The following is a 14,610-nucleotide window of genomic DNA, read 5'->3' on the forward strand; positions in this document are numbered from 1 at the left end:
GGCATACCGTAAGCGAGGATGGATTCGTCGCGCAGCAAGATGTAGCACAGCGGCAGCAGCAAGCCCGCGCTACCGCAACGAAGCCCTTTTCAAATTGCAGCAACTTTGCGGAAACGACGGCAAAACTGAGCGCAGACGGAGGACCAGACCGGATTGCAGACAGAATTTGAAAGCGGCTTTCAGCATCCTTTAAACCACTACTAGCAAGGATATAGAGACTATGCAATTGGTCAAAACCCAACGAGATACGCTTCTCCGGCCACTGCAAATAGTGAGTGGTATTGTCGAGCGTCGGCACACATTGCCGATTCTGGCCAATATCCTCATTCGCAAGGACGGCGAAAAAGTGTCTTTCCTCTCGACCGACATCGAAGTGCAGATCACCACGCACGCCGAAGTCGGCTCCGGTAGCGAAGCCACCGCCACCACCGTCGCCGCGCGCAAACTGCTCGACATCCTGCGCGCCCTGCCGGATTCGGGCGAAGTGACGGTCACCCTGTCCAACAAGCGCCTGACGGTGCAATCCGGCAAGTCGCGTTTTGCCCTGCAAACGCTGGCCGCGGAAGAATTCCCGACCGTCGCCCAGGCCGAGCACTACAACGCGCAAGTCACGCTGCCGCAAAAGACCCTGAAGCACCTGTTCAACATGGTCCACTTCTCGATGGCGCAGCAAGACATCCGTTACTACCTCAACGGCCTGCTGCTGGTCGTCGAAGGCAAGAACGTGATCGCCGTCGCCACCGACGGTCACCGTCTGGCCTTCTGCCAGGTCGCCACCGAGCAAGAATTCCCGCGCCAGGAAGTCATCATCCCGCGCAAGACCATCATCGAACTGCAGCGCCTGCTGGACGAAAGCGACGAACCGGTCCAACTGGAAATCGCCAACAATCAGGTCAAGCTGACTTTCGCCGATATCGAACTGATCTCCAAGCTGGTCGAAGGCAAGTTCCCCGACTACACCCGCGTGGTGCCGAAGGGCTACAAGAACAACTTCACCATCGGCCGCGAACAGTTGCTGCGCTCGCTGCAACGTGCAGCCATCATGACCAGCGACAAGTTCAAGGGCGTGCGTTGGGTGATCGCGCCCGGCAGCCTCAAGATCAGCTCCACCAATGCCGACCAGGAAGAAGCGGTTGAAGAACTCGAAATCGACTACGGCGGCGACAGCGTCGACATCGGTTTCAACGTCACCTACCTGCTCGACGTGTTGAACAACCTCAAGGGCGACTACGTCAACATCGCCCTGGGCGACGCCAACTCCTCCGCATTGATCACCATTCCCGACAATGCCGATTTCAAATACGTCGTCATGCCGATGCGCATTTGATTTCAGTTAGCCGAAAGCAGACGAGGGGCCGTGCGTAAGACGGCCCTTCGCCACTTTTAAGAATTCGGTTTCATCCCCGACTTCAGCAGTTCCCTTGCAGTTTCTTAGTAATTAGTCAGGCAGTTTCGTCAGTTTTTTCAGAAGGTAGCCATGTCCCAAGTCCCAGCAGACAACACCGATCAACCGCAACAAAATCAATATGGAGCCTCCTCCATCCAGATTCTGGAAGGTCTGGAAGCGGTCCGCAAACGTCCCGGCATGTACATCGGCGACACCTCTGACGGCACCGGCCTGCACCACCTCGTCTTCGAAGTGCTGGACAACTCCATCGACGAAGCCCTGGCAGGTCACTGCACCGAAATCCACGTCACCATCCACTCCGACAACTCGATCTCCGTCACCGACAACGGCCGCGGCATCCCGACCGGTCTGAAGATGGACGACAAGCACGAGCCAAAACGCTCCGCCGCCGAAATCGTCATGACCGAGCTCCACGCCGGCGGCAAGTTCGACCAGAACTCCTACAAGGTCTCCGGCGGTCTGCACGGCGTCGGCGTCTCCTGCGTCAACGGCCTGTCCAAACTGCTGCGCCTGACCATCCGTCGCGACGGCAAAATGTACGGCATGGAATTCGTGCGCGGCATCCCGCAAGACCGCCAGATCGAAATCGTCGACGGCGTGCAAGTCTCCCCGATCAAAGTCCTCGGCGACACCGACAAGCGCGGCACCGAAGTCCACTTCTGGGCCGACGAAGAAATCTTTACCCACGTTGAATTCCACTACGAAATCCTGGCCAAGCGCATCCGCGAACTGTCCTTCCTCAACAACGGCGTGCACATCAAGCTGACCGACCAGCGCACCGGCAAGGAAGAAGACTTCGCCTTCGAAGGCGGCACCCGCGGCTTCGTCGAATACATCAACAAGAACAAGAGCGTCCTTAACCCGACCATTTTCCAGGCCACCGGCGAACGCATGTCGGACCAGAACACCAACATCAGCGTCGACGTCTCCATGCAATGGAACGACGCCTACAACGAACAGGTGCTCTGCTTCACCAACAACATCCCGCAACGTGACGGCGGCACTCACCTCACCGGCCTGCGCGCCGCGATGACCCGCGTCATCAACAAATACATCGACGAAAACGACTTCGCCAAAAAAGCCAAGGTCGAAATCTCCGGCGACGACATGCGCGAAGGTCTCACCTGCGTGCTGTCCGTCAAAGTCCCCGAGCCGAAGTTCAGCTCGCAGACCAAAGACAAGCTGGTATCGAGCGAAGTGCGCGGCCCGGTTGAAGAAATCGTCGCCAAGACCCTCACCGATTTCCTGCAAGAAAAACCGAACGACGCCAAGATCATCTGCGGCAAGATCGTCGAAGCTGCGCGCGCCCGCGAAGCCGCACGCAAGGCACGCGAACTGACCCGCCGCAAAGGCGTCATGGACGGCCTCGGCCTCTCCGCCAAACTGGCCGACTGCCAGGAAAAAGATCCGGCCCTGTGCGAACTCTACATCGTCGAGGGTGACTCCGCGGGCGGCTCGGCCAAGCAAGGCCGCGACCGTAAATTCCAGGCCATCCTGCCGCTGCGCGGCAAGGTCCTGAACGTCGAAAAGGCGCGCTTCGAAAAGATGCTCTCTTCCGAGCAGATCACCACCCTGATCGCCACCCTCGGCACCAGCATCGGCCCTGACGAATTCAACGCCGACAAACTGCGCTACCACCGCATCATCATCATGACCGATGCGGACGTCGACGGCGCCCACATCCGCACCCTGCTGCTCACGCTGTTCTATCGCCAGATGCCGCAACTGGTCGAACGCGGCCACATCTACATCGCCCAGCCGCCGCTCTACAAGGTCAAGGCCGGCAAGGACGAGCGCTATCTGAAAGACGACGTCGAAGAAGCGCACTACATGATGCAGATCGCCCTGAACGACGCAGAGCTCGTCCCAAGCGAAGGCGCAGCACCGATCAGCGGCGCCCCGCTGACCGAACTGGTCCGTCAGTACAACACCGCCAACGCCATCATCATGCGCTTGACGCGCATGATCGACGCCACCGCGCTGTCGGCCATCATGACCGGCGTCACCCTGCAGCTGAACACCGCAGCAGAAGCCGAGCAATCCGCCGCCGCGCTGAAGGCAGCCATCAACGAGCCGGGCATCGACGTCATCGTCCGCTCCGACGAGCTGACCGACAAGCACATCCTGCGCATCCAGCGCATGTACCACGGCAACATCAAAGTCACCGCCATCGACACCGACTTCGTCAACGGCCCCGACTACCAGGTGCTGGCCAATGCAGCGGCAACCTTCCGCGGCCTCATCGGACGCGGCGCACTAATCCGCCGCGGCACCGGCGACAAGATCAAGGAAAGCGCCATCAGCGACTTCCACCAGGCCATGGCATGGCTACGCGAAGAAGCCGAACGCGGCGTCAGCAAGCAGCGCTACAAAGGTCTGGGTGAAATGAATCCGGAACAGCTGTGGGAAACCACCATGGACCCAACCGTCCGCCGCCTGCTGAAAGTGCAAATCGAAGACGCGATCGCCGCGGATCAGATTTTCATGACGCTGATGGGGGATGACGTGGAACCGCGTCGCGCGTTTATTGAGTTGAATGCGCTGCAGGCTGGGAATATTGATGTTTGATTCAGTCAGTAAATAGCAGAATTAAGCGGAGGCCCATATGTGAAAACATATGGGCTTTTGCATAGATGCGGCTCATTTTTTGTGATTCCTAAAGAAGAGATACCCCGACCGTCAAAGATTCGCGATATGGCACCCCAAGAGGATCAACTAGATCCACGGCTTTCAGTCCAACGAGCCTGCGTAAGGTTTTTACAGGCCAATTTTTCTTTTTTCGTTTGCGTCAAACTCGCTATCTAGGCATCGCTGATAATTGGCGACACGCAATGAAAACCATGGTGTAAATGATTGTCTATGAAAAAACATCTGCTACCCTTTGTCGACTACCAGCGCATATTTCAAGTCGTGTACAGCGTGCTCCAGGCCTCTGAAATTGCGATAACACATCGCGCTTGCGTATTCTTTACTGCCGCAGGGACTTTGATTCTGCGAGATCATTACCATCTACCCGCGACTATCAGCGCAGGCTGCATGGCACTTATGGTTCATGAAGAAAAAACTAACGTCCTCGTGTATGGACGGAAAGAGGATGGCAATTTTGTCTTTGACCGAGATGCATTTCACGCTTGGGTCGAGTGCGACGGATGGCTTATTGATTTTATGGCGCCAATCATGGGTATCGCTCTGCGTGAGGATGGAGTCGATTGGAATATTCCTCGCAAGATGTTACAAAAGCCCCTTCTAGAGGGGAGAGGAAGCTTGAAAGAGGTTCAGAGACAAGGGGATTTCTACGTGGAGCACGATGCGATGCTCGCTAACTCGTTGTTGGATGACCAATCAAGCCATGCAAACGATTTGTTGAAGATTTGCTTGGCTTGGTATCGCCGTCCACCGAAAACACTCGGAAGCATTGGAATGGGCAATAGCCATGGGCCAACGAAAATTCTTTCTGCACGAGCCCCCTCTATTGACGGCATCTGGTAACGCAATCCATGCGGAAATGGCCTTAATTTCTGGGTTGAGCCCTTTTCATTATGACTAGCCCAAAACCAGTACCACAGCGACGTTTCTATTTGTATCAAAGGCTCGACAGATGCAGGCTTAGAATGGTATGAGCATTCAAAAAAAGAGCCGACGGAATAGGTCGGCTCTTCAAGAATGTCATTCGTCAATAATTCGTCTTACGCAGACTGTTCCACACAGTGCTTCTTAATACTCAGACCGATAACTTCCCCTAATCGAACAGGTACGGCATTGCCAATTAGCCTGCCAATTGTCTTGGTACTAGGTAGTTCGTCGGGCGGGGCGAATTCATATGACTCTGGAAATGTCTGAAAAATTGCAGCTTCTCGCAACGAGATCGCTCGATCTTGTTCCGGATGACCAAAACGGCCGTTACCGATGCCATAACAAAGGGTCGTCATGGTCGGGGCGGGACTATCCCATTCCATTCGGCCATAGATGCTTGCGTAAGATTTGCCGCTATCCTTTTTGTGACAAGCTAACTGTAGTTCCTCGTCCCAGTCCTTCCAGGTACCCCCAGGTTTGGATTGTCTAACGCGGCGTAAATTGATCTCGTTTAATTTACTTGAAACATGCAATGGGTCGTTCTCATGCCGTTCCCCTGCATCAATAGGAGGCAAGTGACCTATGGCCTTCTTCACCGTGACAAATTTTTTCGCTGAGTGAGTCGCTTCGATAAGTTCAATGTCTCCGTGCTTGGAGGCTAAAAGAACAAGGCGCTTTCGACTTTGAGGAATGCCATATTCAAGGCAATTCACAATGCCAAAAGACACCTTGTACTTTTGTTTCCTCAATCGTAAAACGAAGTCGTCAAAAACTTTGTGCCCCTTAAGTTCGGGTACATTTTCCATTGTGACGACATCGGGCTTTATCTCTCGTACAAGACGTGCAAACTCATACAGAAGCCTCCATTTTTTGTCGACACTAGTGTCCTCTCCCTGACGATATTTGGAAAATGGTTGGCAAGGAGCACAACCAGCTAGCACACGAATATCAGCCTCAGGACTAAATAACTTTGCAATATCCTGGCCCTTTACTAATGTGACGTCCGACGCAAAAAATTGAGCTCTATTATTTTTTTCAAAAGGATATTTACATTCAGGATCAAGATCAATACCTGCCAGTACTTTGACCCCAGATTTGCGAAGACCGAAAGACAATCCTCCTGCACCGCAGAATAGATCAATGGCTTCAATTTTCAACGCTTTTTTCTTCATGCAGAATTGTATCAATTCCCGTTAAAAAACTCGAGCTAAATTAAAAGCTTAAGCGCGTACATACAACTACATTGACGGGATCTATTCAGACACTATAGACGCCTTGAATTCATCAAGGCCTCGTCCAACTTATCTCACTCCATATCAGTTTCCGAGCGTGGAGGTAACGGGACCTCTGGAAACTTGCGTTTTGAAGAAATTCGCGCTGTTAATTTCGAGATACTCTTTCTTTGCAAGATAGTTCTCTATGTTTCTCAGAATTTCCTCAAGATACGCCACGACTTCATTTTTTATCTCCAAGATGTTTTCGATCGGGGTCGCTTTGCCACAGGCTAAAAATGACATGTTCCCGTGTGCAAGCTCATTTCTACGATTTTTAACATCAGTAAGTCTCCGGCCTCCTTGCGTCTTACCTCCATCAGTGTCGACAGAAAAGCCAAGTTTGTCCGCTAATTCTTTTAGCGTTTTGTGATGAATATTGCCGCTGAAGAGTTTGTTTGATTCAAATCCGGCGCGGATAATACTGCGACTAATAGGATGCTGACTGTCAAGAATTCTCTTGTGTAACTCATCATCCTTGCGAAACGCGGTCGCTATGTGTTTCCGAAGCAATGGGTGGAGTTCATCGAAGTGATGCTGATGTTCTTCTATGTCAACGTAGATCGCTTTTATCGCCCAATTTACTGTTGACTCAACAAGGTTATAAAGCAACAAAAAGCCATTTGCCTTTAGCGTGTCTATGACATCGCCTGGTATGTGTTTAAGTTCTTTTTCCTCTTGATTCGCAGACCTAAAAGGAGGGGTGAGCGCTAACATAGCTCGTCTTTCGATCACCTCAAATAGGAAGTTAAAATATAAAGCAACGTCCTCTGAGCGCTCTTCAAAAACTTCACGTGTTTTTAGGATACTCAAAATAGCTCCAAGCTTTTCCACTCTTCATCAATGTTCCGACGTTCTATGATTTGGGGATCACGTCCTAAAAGCTTGTCGCGAACAAACCAAAGGCGCTCTAGTAGTTTAGGTTTTGAGTTTGTAGCGTCTGAGCGGGTGTGCTTTTTGAATGCGGCGTCCTCAAGCCAAGCCGACGTATCTGTTGGGACAAGGTCTGGATTTTCACGTAACGCAAGGGCTGTTCCTACGGCAATGGCTTCAAATCGAACTCTCGGTACGGTGTTGTGCTTCAAGTCCTTTCGGAAGCCCGCCGGAAAATATTTTTGTACAAAAGCAACCATATCTGAAAACTCAGACTGATGTTTATCAAGGGCAGAGGGGTCAGCAGCAACTTCATCGTTCATGTATTTCAGATAATCGGTCAAAAATGGATCAACTTCATGCACAAATTGCTCGTGCCTATCCAAGTAAGCGAAGAAGCGAAGGAGCATCTCTTCATATTCCCGAAGACTAATTTTTTTCTCAGGAAGGGGACAAATGCTTCGAAAAGCCGCATCCTTTGCAAGACGCTCAATGAACTCAAGAAAAGGACCGTCGCTGTGGCCTCGACGTTGTTCCATCGGTTGCAACTTCGTCCCCCCGGAGTTAAGGCGATCAAACATTTCTCTACGGGACTCTTCATCTAATTTGACTGCAAGGACCGCAATCCGAATTGATTTAGATTTGAACCGTCGTTGCCAATGCCTAGGTAAGCTTGAGTATCGAAAACCATTTAGCGCCTGAATTTTCTTTAAGCCGCACAATATCAACTGATCGTTCATGAAGTAATGCAGCGTTCGCAATCTTTGCGTACCGTCAATGACCTCAAGTGCACCACGATGACTTTCTTCATCTGTATCCCCAAGAAATAACGGGGGGATAGGAAGATTCAAAAATAAGGACTCAATGAACCTACTTTGTTGTTTGGGCAACCAAATAAACTCTCGCTGATATCCAGGAATAAATATCTCTGCTTCATCAGTTTCTAAGCCGTCCGCATATTTATGTACCAATACCTCAATAGGATATTCTCTGAGCTGCAAATCATGTTGCTCTGCTATCTCAGAGATCTCTTTATCCAGCAATGCTTGTTGTTCAGCAGTGACTCCATGAGGAGGAGCGTCATCCAAAAGATCTGTTTTTTCAGGAGTTGTCATAGGTATGATTTTTAGGGCAGTCTGACTACACATTTACCGTCTAAAATTTTACATCGAAGGTCGTTTCTACAATAACTATATTCGAGAAGAAACACACAAATCACGTTTCGCAGTACATCCTGAACAAGTTATTTGTCAGATGTTGCGGATCCCGACTAAGGCATCCTGCACCAGAACTGCAGATAGAACACGCTATATATTTTTTAACACTTTTGGCCTCTCATATTATGAACAGAGAAGTTAGATATATGAAATACGATAACGATTTTCGCATCAGGCATAATGCGCCTTAAAGTTTGAATGGTCGGGTTTAGGTCGCGAGCAAGCTTGATCATAACAGCGATCAATTGCGCAAGTTTCTCTCAATAGAACATCCTTAAGGAGACCCACCATGCCCACCGGAACCGTAGAACTCCACCGCATCCTCCGCACCACCCCCGACAAAATCTACCGCGCCTTCACCGACGCAGCCGCCCTCGCCAAATGGCTCCCACCCTACGGCTTCACCTGCACGGTGGAGCATCTGGAAGCTAAAGTCGGCGGCACCTTTCGCATGTCGTTTTCTAATTTCACCAGCGGCAACGGCCACTCTTTTGGGGGTGAATATAAAGAGCTGGTGCCGGGCGAGCTGATTCGCTACACCGACAAGTTTGACGATCCGAATCTGCCAGGCGAATTGCTGGTGACCGTGAAGTTAAAGCCGGTCCTGACCGGCACGGATGTGCGCATTACGCAGTCGGGAATACCCGAAGTGATTCCGGTGGAGATGTGCTATCTCGGTTGGCAGGAGTCGCTGGCGCAGCTGGCCAATCTGGTGGAGCCGAATATTCCCGGCTAGCGCGAACCTGCTTTTTCTCAGGTCTGCGCGCAATCAATAATAAAAAAGGGAGGGGGCGGGATGAAGACCGCTTGGATTTTGCTCGCGCTGACACTTGTCACGTTCCATCAATCAGGTGTAGCAGCCAACACGCCCTGTTCAGGAAAAAAGGGCGGCATCTCTCACTGTGCCGGCGCCGAATTCATTTGCAACGACGGCTCCGTCAGTGCATCGAAGAAGTTCTGTTCCATGTCCAATCAGCAGCAGCTGATGCCGCTTGCGAAGGACGACGACGATGGCTGCAGTTGCCGTAGTCATCGATACTGCACCGGACCGCGTGGAGGGCAGTTTTGCTATACCGATAGCGGTAATAAAAGCTATCGGCGTCGTTGAAGCTTCGGGTTACTCAGATCCGGATTGAAGCTGAGTCGGCCTGCTCGCGCAATACCGATATTTCCTCTCCCATCGAAACCGCACTCCTATTCGCGTCAATGCAGGCGGCAGCGCCATGGCCTCATTCGTGGCTTCGCGCAATAGCTCCACCGCGTGCAGATAGCTTTCCCTGGATGCCGTCGCAGATGCCGTCAGCAAGCTCAGGTTGAGCATTGCGCAGACGCATGTGGTCTGTTCCCTGGTGACGACGGACTCCTTGCGCACAATCACTTCAAGCCGAAAATCGTTTTGCGCCGCTGAGATCGCACATCGCTCTCGCTTCCATGCAAATCTCTCGGTGATGCGTCGCGCTGCTTCCGCAGCCTGTTCTGCAAGAAAATCATCGAGCTCCGCCATGTGCTTCCAGGCGGTGATGAAGAAGTCGGTCTGTTCGGTCATGGCGGATCAATTCCTGTTGTCAGGCCAGGTTTTGCTTCTGCAGGAAAATCGTGATGTCATCAAAGGAAAACGAGACTACTTTGCGGCCTCTTCCTTTGTGTATCAGACATAAATACTAAGTAACTCTTAGTACATGGTCAAGCCATTATTAAGAAACTCTTAGCATGAAAACGCCAACCAAACAGCCGTCAATCTTTCCTGTTCGTCTGAAAGAGGCAAGAAAGCGCGCCGAGCTGTCGCAGTTTCAGCTTGGGGTGTTGGCTGGTATCGATGAGTTCACCGCCAGCGCGCGGATGAATCAGTATGAGCGCGGCGTGCATGAGCCCGACTTTGGTACGGTGCTGCGTTTGGCGGACGCGCTGGGGGTGCCGGTGAGTTTTTTATTCGAACCGAATAACCGACTGGCCGAGTTGATTTTGCTGGTTGGTCAGCTTGAGTCAAAAGAGCTTACACAACTGATTGCCCAACTCAGGCGCACTCAAGATTAGATTCAATCACTCAGCTCGATGATGTTGACTTGAGCTTCACATGGTTGCACGCGTCATATCGAGGTATTGCCAACGCGGCCATCGACCGCTTCGATTAGCAAGAGGGGGTCATCGGGTACCTGCCTGACTTGCTCAGCATGGACGCGTAACCCATCCGCCTCAGAAGGATGTGATTGATCGCGCATTTATTGGTATATTTGCGTGATCACACGCCGTCGTGTGTCGCTGTTCCTCCGGAAAATACTGGAGAAATTCAGGAGAGACGATGCAAACGGAAATAGAAAAAGCACGGGATCGCAGCGCGCACGACGTCATCCAATCCAGGGCAACAACAGGCGCCCGGCAAGCAGACACTTTCGTCGATCGTCGCCCGCAGCAATTGGCGCAACGCAAACTACAGGAAATAGCCCTCAACGGCACCCTGGTTCACCAGCAAAGAGCGCAGGTCGGCACCCCGCAAAGCGCCCCCCAGGGTGCAAGCCAGCGCCGTGAATCAGCACCGCAGGCCAATCGCACCGGTTTGCCGACACAACTCAAATCGGCAGTGGAATCCCTCTCGGGTATGTCGATGGACAACGTGCGCGTACACTACAACTCCGCGCAACCGGCGCAACTCAACGCCCTGGCCTATGCGCAGGGGACTGATATCCATCTTGCTCCCGGTCAGGAGCGGCATCTGCCGCATGAAGCCTGGCACGTGGTGCAGCAAGCGCAGGGCCGGGTCCGGCCGACCATCCAGGCCAAACGCGGCGTCGCGGTCAATGACGATGTCCATCTGGAACGCGAAGCCGATGCGATGGGCGCGCGGGCATTGCAGATGCACGATGCGGCCGGCCCGCAGCACGCTGCGCCGGGACTTGCGTCGACGGCATCGGCCGGCGGCGAGGCTCCGGTTCAGCGCAAGCTTGACGAGGAGGACGTAGACCGTCTCTCCAAATATCTCGTTCAAATACTACCTGCGGCAGATTCCCGACCAGAAGAAGAGGCGATCCAGCAGGAGCTGTTTGACTGGCTGGCCGAAAATCTCAAGAGCATCCATGACATCAGCCCCGACCTCGTGCAGTATCACTATAAACGTATCGAATTCGCCCAGGGGGTCGAGGCGAATTTCCAGGAGGCGGGTCCATCCAAGCAAATCGTCCAGATCAACAACGACTATGACGGGTTGCGTGACCACATCACCGGCTTGCTGGCAGGGACAATCCCGGGCACACCAAGTTTTAAGCGTGACGTGTATCAGGAAGAAATCAGTAAAATAGATGCGGATTACATCCGGGGCTACAAGAAACTGGCTGAATGGGTCAAGCCATTCAAGGAGCTCGGCCGTGCGTCGTTCGATCGCGATTCGGAACGCTTCAACCGTGTCGTTCAGCTCTTTTCCTGGCTGATTCCGCTGCATGAGACGACGGTCAAAGGCATCAACAACCTGAGTGGGATCGTGTTGACCCTGAAATCATTGCTGACGGCCGACATCAACCTGCTCAAGGACAATGCGGTGGAGCTCCCCGCCAATGCGCTCATCTCGAATACCGCCACCCAGTCGATCAGCGGCTATAACCTCGGTACCGGCTCGGAAATCATCACCGCCAAACCAGGAGCGCTGTTCTCCGGCGAAAAAGCCGAGGGCCGCGCTTTGGAAACCGAATTGAACAAGTCCAGCACTCGGCGCTTCATCGCCGGCCATCTGGTCGCCGGTTCGCTGGGAGGAAAATTCTCCGACCCCAATCTGACGCCGTTGAGCGAGACCTTCAATACCGAAAAGACCGGCATGGCAGACCCGGAAAACGAGGGCCGCCGCCGTCTCGCCAACAACGAGGTGATCCATTATGCGACGCATGTGACATACGGCAATGCGCAACGGCAGGATTGGAGCGCCGTGCTGCCGACCAGCCTGACTGTGACCATTTCCACGCTACGCGTGCACGACCCGGAAAACGACGACGAATCCGATCTGAAGAACTACACCATCCCCAGCAAGACCCAGACCTACCCTCGCAACAACCTGCCGCCGCTGTGAGCGATACCTCGCGCCCACAGCGCAGTCATTGCCTTATCCGTTGCTTCGGTCGAGCCGATATGCAGAAACTTCCCGTATGAAAACGCATGCCGGACGGCACAGTCGTCCGATTGGCCGACGCGCTGGAGGGACCCTGTGAGTTTCTTGTTCAAGCCCGATCCATCAAGCTCCGTCATGCGTTTCCACGCGCGATCCTTACTATGCCAGGTTAATCCGCGGGGGGAGCTTGCCATCACATGCTCAATCGTCCAAATCCACAATCTCCGTCGCAGCAATTTCCTCCGGCGTCTCATAAAAACTCGCCATCCACACCGACCGGGCGCCGATATCGTTAAGCGTCCGGCAGACGAAGTTGATTGATCCCTTATCCAACCCCGCAAACGGATCATCCAACAAGTTCACTACGGCCCCCGCAGCAAACGCTCCCGCCAAGTACACCTTGCGCTTGCTGCCGGTCGATAGCATGAACAGCTTCTTCTCCACATGCGGCGTCAGAGACAGGCCTTCAATCAATGCCGGCAGCGCCGCATCGTCAAAGCCGGGAAACCGCTCCCGCACCGATGCAAAATATTCCGGCACCGTCATCTGGTCGAATGCTTCCGTGCGCGGGTCGACGTAGTAGACCTGTTGTTTGTATTGCGCGGGCTGATCGTCCATGCGGATGCCGTTGATGGCCAGCTGGCCGCTGTGCGCTTTCAGTTCGCCGGCCAGCAGGCGGATCAGGCTGGTCTTGCCGCGGCCGTCGCCGCCGCGGATGACGGTGACGCCGGCGGGGATGGCGAGCGAGAGCTGGTTGAACAGTTCGCGCTCGGGGTAGTTGAAAGTCAGGTCGGTGGCTTGCAGGATGGTCGGGCTGGTCATCGGGTCGTGTCTTTGCGTTGGTCGTGGGCGGTATGGCGTTGTGGGCCGAGCAGCGATTGTAATGGAGCTGGGCGAACGTTCAATGACGATCAGCGTTCATTTGTCGTGGCAGGCCTTGGTACGACGCTGGGTCCTGACTTTCGTCAGGACGACGGCGCAATGGTGACGACATGGCAGCGTGATCGGCCTTGGATCTGCGACGGGGAAGAAGCCCATTGCAAAACGTTGTCGCCAAGGCAATGCCGAAACGGCATGGGACTTTCCCATGCTGTATTTGTATAGTGATATGCCGGAAAGTACACATCGCCGGACGGCATCACGGAGCCTTCCACAGCACCGGCATTCAAGCCAAAATCAGGGAAAAGAGCGGGAAACAATGGAAATCAAATGGGTCGAGGACTTCTTGTCGGTGGTGGAAACGCTCAACTTCAGCCGCTCGGCCAAGCTGCGCAACGTCACGCAGCCGGCGTTCGGCCGCCGCGTGCGTTCGCTGGAGACCTGGCTCGGCGCCGAGCTGTTTGACCGCTCCACCTACCCTTGCGCGCTGACGCCGGCGGGCGAGTCCTTCGTGCCGATCGCGCGCGAGATGCTCAACCAGTCGACCCAGGCGCGCCTGATCCTGCGCGGTCAGCTGGCCGGCGCGCAGGCGACGGTGAAGTTCGCTATGCCGCACACGCTGCTGCTGACCTTGTATCCCAAGCTGCTGTCCGAAATCGAGCAGACCACCGGCCCGCTGGCGACCACCGTACAGGCCACCAATGTGCACGATGCCGTAATGGCACTGGTCGAGCGCAATTGCGATCTGCTGATCTGCTATCACCACCCGCAGCAGGGCATCGATCTGGATTCCGAACGCTACGCCATGCTGTCGCTCGGCAAGGAGCCGTTGCGCCCCTACGTCAAAGCCGTGCGCAAGGGCGTGCCCAAGTACGCGCTGCCGGGTACGCCTGCGGAGCCGGTGCCTTTCCTGAGCTATTCCTCCTATTCGTCGCTGAGCCGCATCGTCGAGAAACAGCTCAGCAGCAGCCCGCGCCCGGTGCATGTGTTCCGCCGCTTCGAATCCGACCTGGCCGAGGGCTTGAAGAGCATGGTGCTGGAAGGCCACGGCGTCGCCTGGTTGCCGGCCAGCGCCGTCACGCGCGAAGTCGCCGAAGGCAAGCTGACCCTGGCGGTCGCGCCCAATGACAACGAGGCGCTGGCGACCGGCCTGTGGAGCGATGAAATGGACATCCGCGTCTATCGCCGCATCGACGACGCGCGGCCGGATCTGGACCGCATCTGGGCCTGCCTGAGCGCGGCGCATGGGGTGCGCTGATTCCTGTTTGTTGATCCTGCGCCGCTGCATTAAAAAACCTA

13 protein-coding genes are annotated in these 14,610 nt (G+C 54.1%); 8 read left to right on the plus strand and 5 right to left on the minus strand.

The genetic code is table 11. The features are described from left to right. The first annotated feature begins 220 nt into the window (after positions 1 to 220). The 3 genes from dnaN to AKL25_RS18245 all read left to right on the plus strand — a co-directional run bounded on the left by dnaN (position 221) and on the right by AKL25_RS18245 (position 4,897). Complete coding sequence (dnaN, locus tag AKL25_RS18235; RefSeq protein ID WP_050479131.1) at positions 221 to 1,327, plus strand: DNA polymerase III subunit beta; 1,107 nt, start codon at positions 221 to 223, stop codon at positions 1,325 to 1,327. 150 nt (positions 1,328 to 1,477) lie between these two features. Then, positions 1,478 to 3,976 (plus strand): DNA topoisomerase (ATP-hydrolyzing) subunit B, encoded by a 2,499-nt coding sequence (gene gyrB / locus AKL25_RS18240; RefSeq protein WP_050479132.1) that lies wholly within the window; start codon positions 1,478 to 1,480, stop codon positions 3,974 to 3,976. A 291-nt stretch (positions 3,977 to 4,267) separates the two neighbouring features. After that, positions 4,268 to 4,897, plus strand: coding sequence for a DUF2026 family protein (locus AKL25_RS18245; RefSeq protein ID WP_050479133.1), 630 nt, complete (start codon positions 4,268 to 4,270; stop codon positions 4,895 to 4,897). Positions 4,898 to 5,094: 197 nt separating this feature from the next. Here AKL25_RS18245 and AKL25_RS18250 read toward each other — a convergent pair whose 3' ends face one another. From AKL25_RS18250 to AKL25_RS18260, 3 genes are all read right to left on the minus strand, one after another. Beyond that, on the minus strand, positions 5,095 to 6,153 hold the full coding sequence (locus AKL25_RS18250; RefSeq protein WP_050479134.1) for a DNA cytosine methyltransferase: 1,059 nt from the start codon (positions 6,151 to 6,153) through the stop codon (positions 5,095 to 5,097). Positions 6,154 to 6,297: 144 nt separating this feature from the next. After that, positions 6,298 to 7,086, minus strand: a complete 789-nt coding sequence (locus AKL25_RS18255; RefSeq protein ID WP_157050694.1) for an MAE_28990/MAE_18760 family HEPN-like nuclease — start codon at positions 7,084 to 7,086, stop codon at positions 6,298 to 6,300. Further along, on the minus strand, positions 7,062 to 8,240 hold the full coding sequence (locus AKL25_RS18260) for a DUF262 domain-containing protein (RefSeq protein ID WP_050479204.1): 1,179 nt from the start codon (positions 8,238 to 8,240) through the stop codon (positions 7,062 to 7,064). The genes AKL25_RS18255 and AKL25_RS18260 overlap by 25 nt, the downstream gene beginning before the upstream one ends. A 391-nt stretch (positions 8,241 to 8,631) precedes the next feature. On the opposite strand from AKL25_RS18260, the gene AKL25_RS18265 reads away from it, so the two are divergent. Then, positions 8,632 to 9,078 (plus strand): SRPBCC family protein, encoded by a 447-nt coding sequence (locus AKL25_RS18265; RefSeq protein WP_050479136.1) that lies wholly within the window; start codon positions 8,632 to 8,634, stop codon positions 9,076 to 9,078. A gap of 60 nt (positions 9,079 to 9,138) precedes the next feature. After that, entirely contained in the window at positions 9,139 to 9,450 is a 312-nt protein-coding gene (locus AKL25_RS23860; protein ID WP_083444773.1) for a YdcA family protein, read from the plus strand. A 9-nt stretch (positions 9,451 to 9,459) separates the two neighbouring features. Here AKL25_RS23860 and AKL25_RS18270 read toward each other — a convergent pair whose 3' ends face one another. Further along, on the minus strand, positions 9,460 to 9,888 hold the full coding sequence (locus AKL25_RS18270) for a hypothetical protein (RefSeq protein ID WP_050479137.1): 429 nt from the start codon (positions 9,886 to 9,888) through the stop codon (positions 9,460 to 9,462). A gap of 164 nt (positions 9,889 to 10,052) precedes the next feature. Here AKL25_RS18270 and AKL25_RS18275 point away from each other — a divergent pair, with 164 nt between their 5' ends. Together AKL25_RS18275 and AKL25_RS23865 are read left to right on the plus strand one after the other, a co-directional pair. Next, positions 10,053 to 10,376 (plus strand): helix-turn-helix transcriptional regulator, encoded by a 324-nt coding sequence (locus AKL25_RS18275; RefSeq protein ID WP_050479138.1) that lies wholly within the window; start codon positions 10,053 to 10,055, stop codon positions 10,374 to 10,376. Positions 10,377 to 10,641: 265 nt separating this feature from the next. After that, positions 10,642 to 12,393, plus strand: coding sequence for an eCIS core domain-containing protein (locus AKL25_RS23865; RefSeq protein WP_083444774.1), 1,752 nt, complete (start codon positions 10,642 to 10,644; stop codon positions 12,391 to 12,393). Between the two features lie 240 nt (positions 12,394 to 12,633). Here AKL25_RS23865 and AKL25_RS18290 read toward each other — a convergent pair whose 3' ends face one another. Beyond that, a complete protein-coding gene (locus AKL25_RS18290; protein ID WP_050479140.1) occupies positions 12,634 to 13,254 on the minus strand; it encodes an ABC transporter ATP-binding protein in 621 nt (206 codons plus the stop codon). Between the two features lie 376 nt (positions 13,255 to 13,630). On the opposite strand from AKL25_RS18290, the gene AKL25_RS18295 reads away from it, so the two are divergent. Beyond that, positions 13,631 to 14,569: a LysR substrate-binding domain-containing protein gene (locus AKL25_RS18295; protein WP_050479141.1), complete on the plus strand. Its 939-nt coding sequence runs from the start codon at positions 13,631 to 13,633 to the stop codon at positions 14,567 to 14,569. Positions 14,570 to 14,610: the final 41 nt, after the last annotated feature.

This window comes from Herbaspirillum rhizosphaerae, assembly GCF_001189965.1.
Classification (GTDB): Bacteria; Pseudomonadota; Gammaproteobacteria; order Burkholderiales; family Burkholderiaceae_D; genus Herbaspirillum; species Herbaspirillum rhizosphaerae.

Excerpts from the sequence above, each read along its gene's own strand:
- AKL25_RS18260 (WP_050479204.1), bottom strand. The coding sequence starts at position 8,240 with ATGACAACTCCTGAAAAAACAGATCTTTTGGATGACGCTCCTCCTCAT.
- AKL25_RS18290 (WP_050479140.1), bottom strand. The coding sequence starts at position 13,254 with ATGACCAGCCCGACCATCCTGCAAGCCACCGACCTGACTTTCAACTAC.
- dnaN (WP_050479131.1), top strand. The coding sequence starts at position 221 with ATGCAATTGGTCAAAACCCAACGAGATACGCTTCTCCGGCCACTGCAA.
- AKL25_RS23860 (WP_083444773.1), top strand. The coding sequence starts at position 9,139 with ATGAAGACCGCTTGGATTTTGCTCGCGCTGACACTTGTCACGTTCCAT.
- AKL25_RS18295 (WP_050479141.1), top strand. The coding sequence starts at position 13,631 with ATGGAAATCAAATGGGTCGAGGACTTCTTGTCGGTGGTGGAAACGCTC.
- gyrB (WP_050479132.1), top strand. The coding sequence starts at position 1,478 with ATGTCCCAAGTCCCAGCAGACAACACCGATCAACCGCAACAAAATCAA.
- AKL25_RS23865 (WP_083444774.1), top strand. The coding sequence starts at position 10,642 with ATGCAAACGGAAATAGAAAAAGCACGGGATCGCAGCGCGCACGACGTC.
- AKL25_RS18265 (WP_050479136.1), top strand. The coding sequence starts at position 8,632 with ATGCCCACCGGAACCGTAGAACTCCACCGCATCCTCCGCACCACCCCC.
- AKL25_RS18270 (WP_050479137.1), bottom strand. The coding sequence starts at position 9,888 with ATGACCGAACAGACCGACTTCTTCATCACCGCCTGGAAGCACATGGCG.
- AKL25_RS18250 (WP_050479134.1), bottom strand. The coding sequence starts at position 6,153 with ATGAAGAAAAAAGCGTTGAAAATTGAAGCCATTGATCTATTCTGCGGT.
- AKL25_RS18275 (WP_050479138.1), top strand. The coding sequence starts at position 10,053 with ATGAAAACGCCAACCAAACAGCCGTCAATCTTTCCTGTTCGTCTGAAA.
- AKL25_RS18245 (WP_050479133.1), top strand. The coding sequence starts at position 4,268 with ATGAAAAAACATCTGCTACCCTTTGTCGACTACCAGCGCATATTTCAA.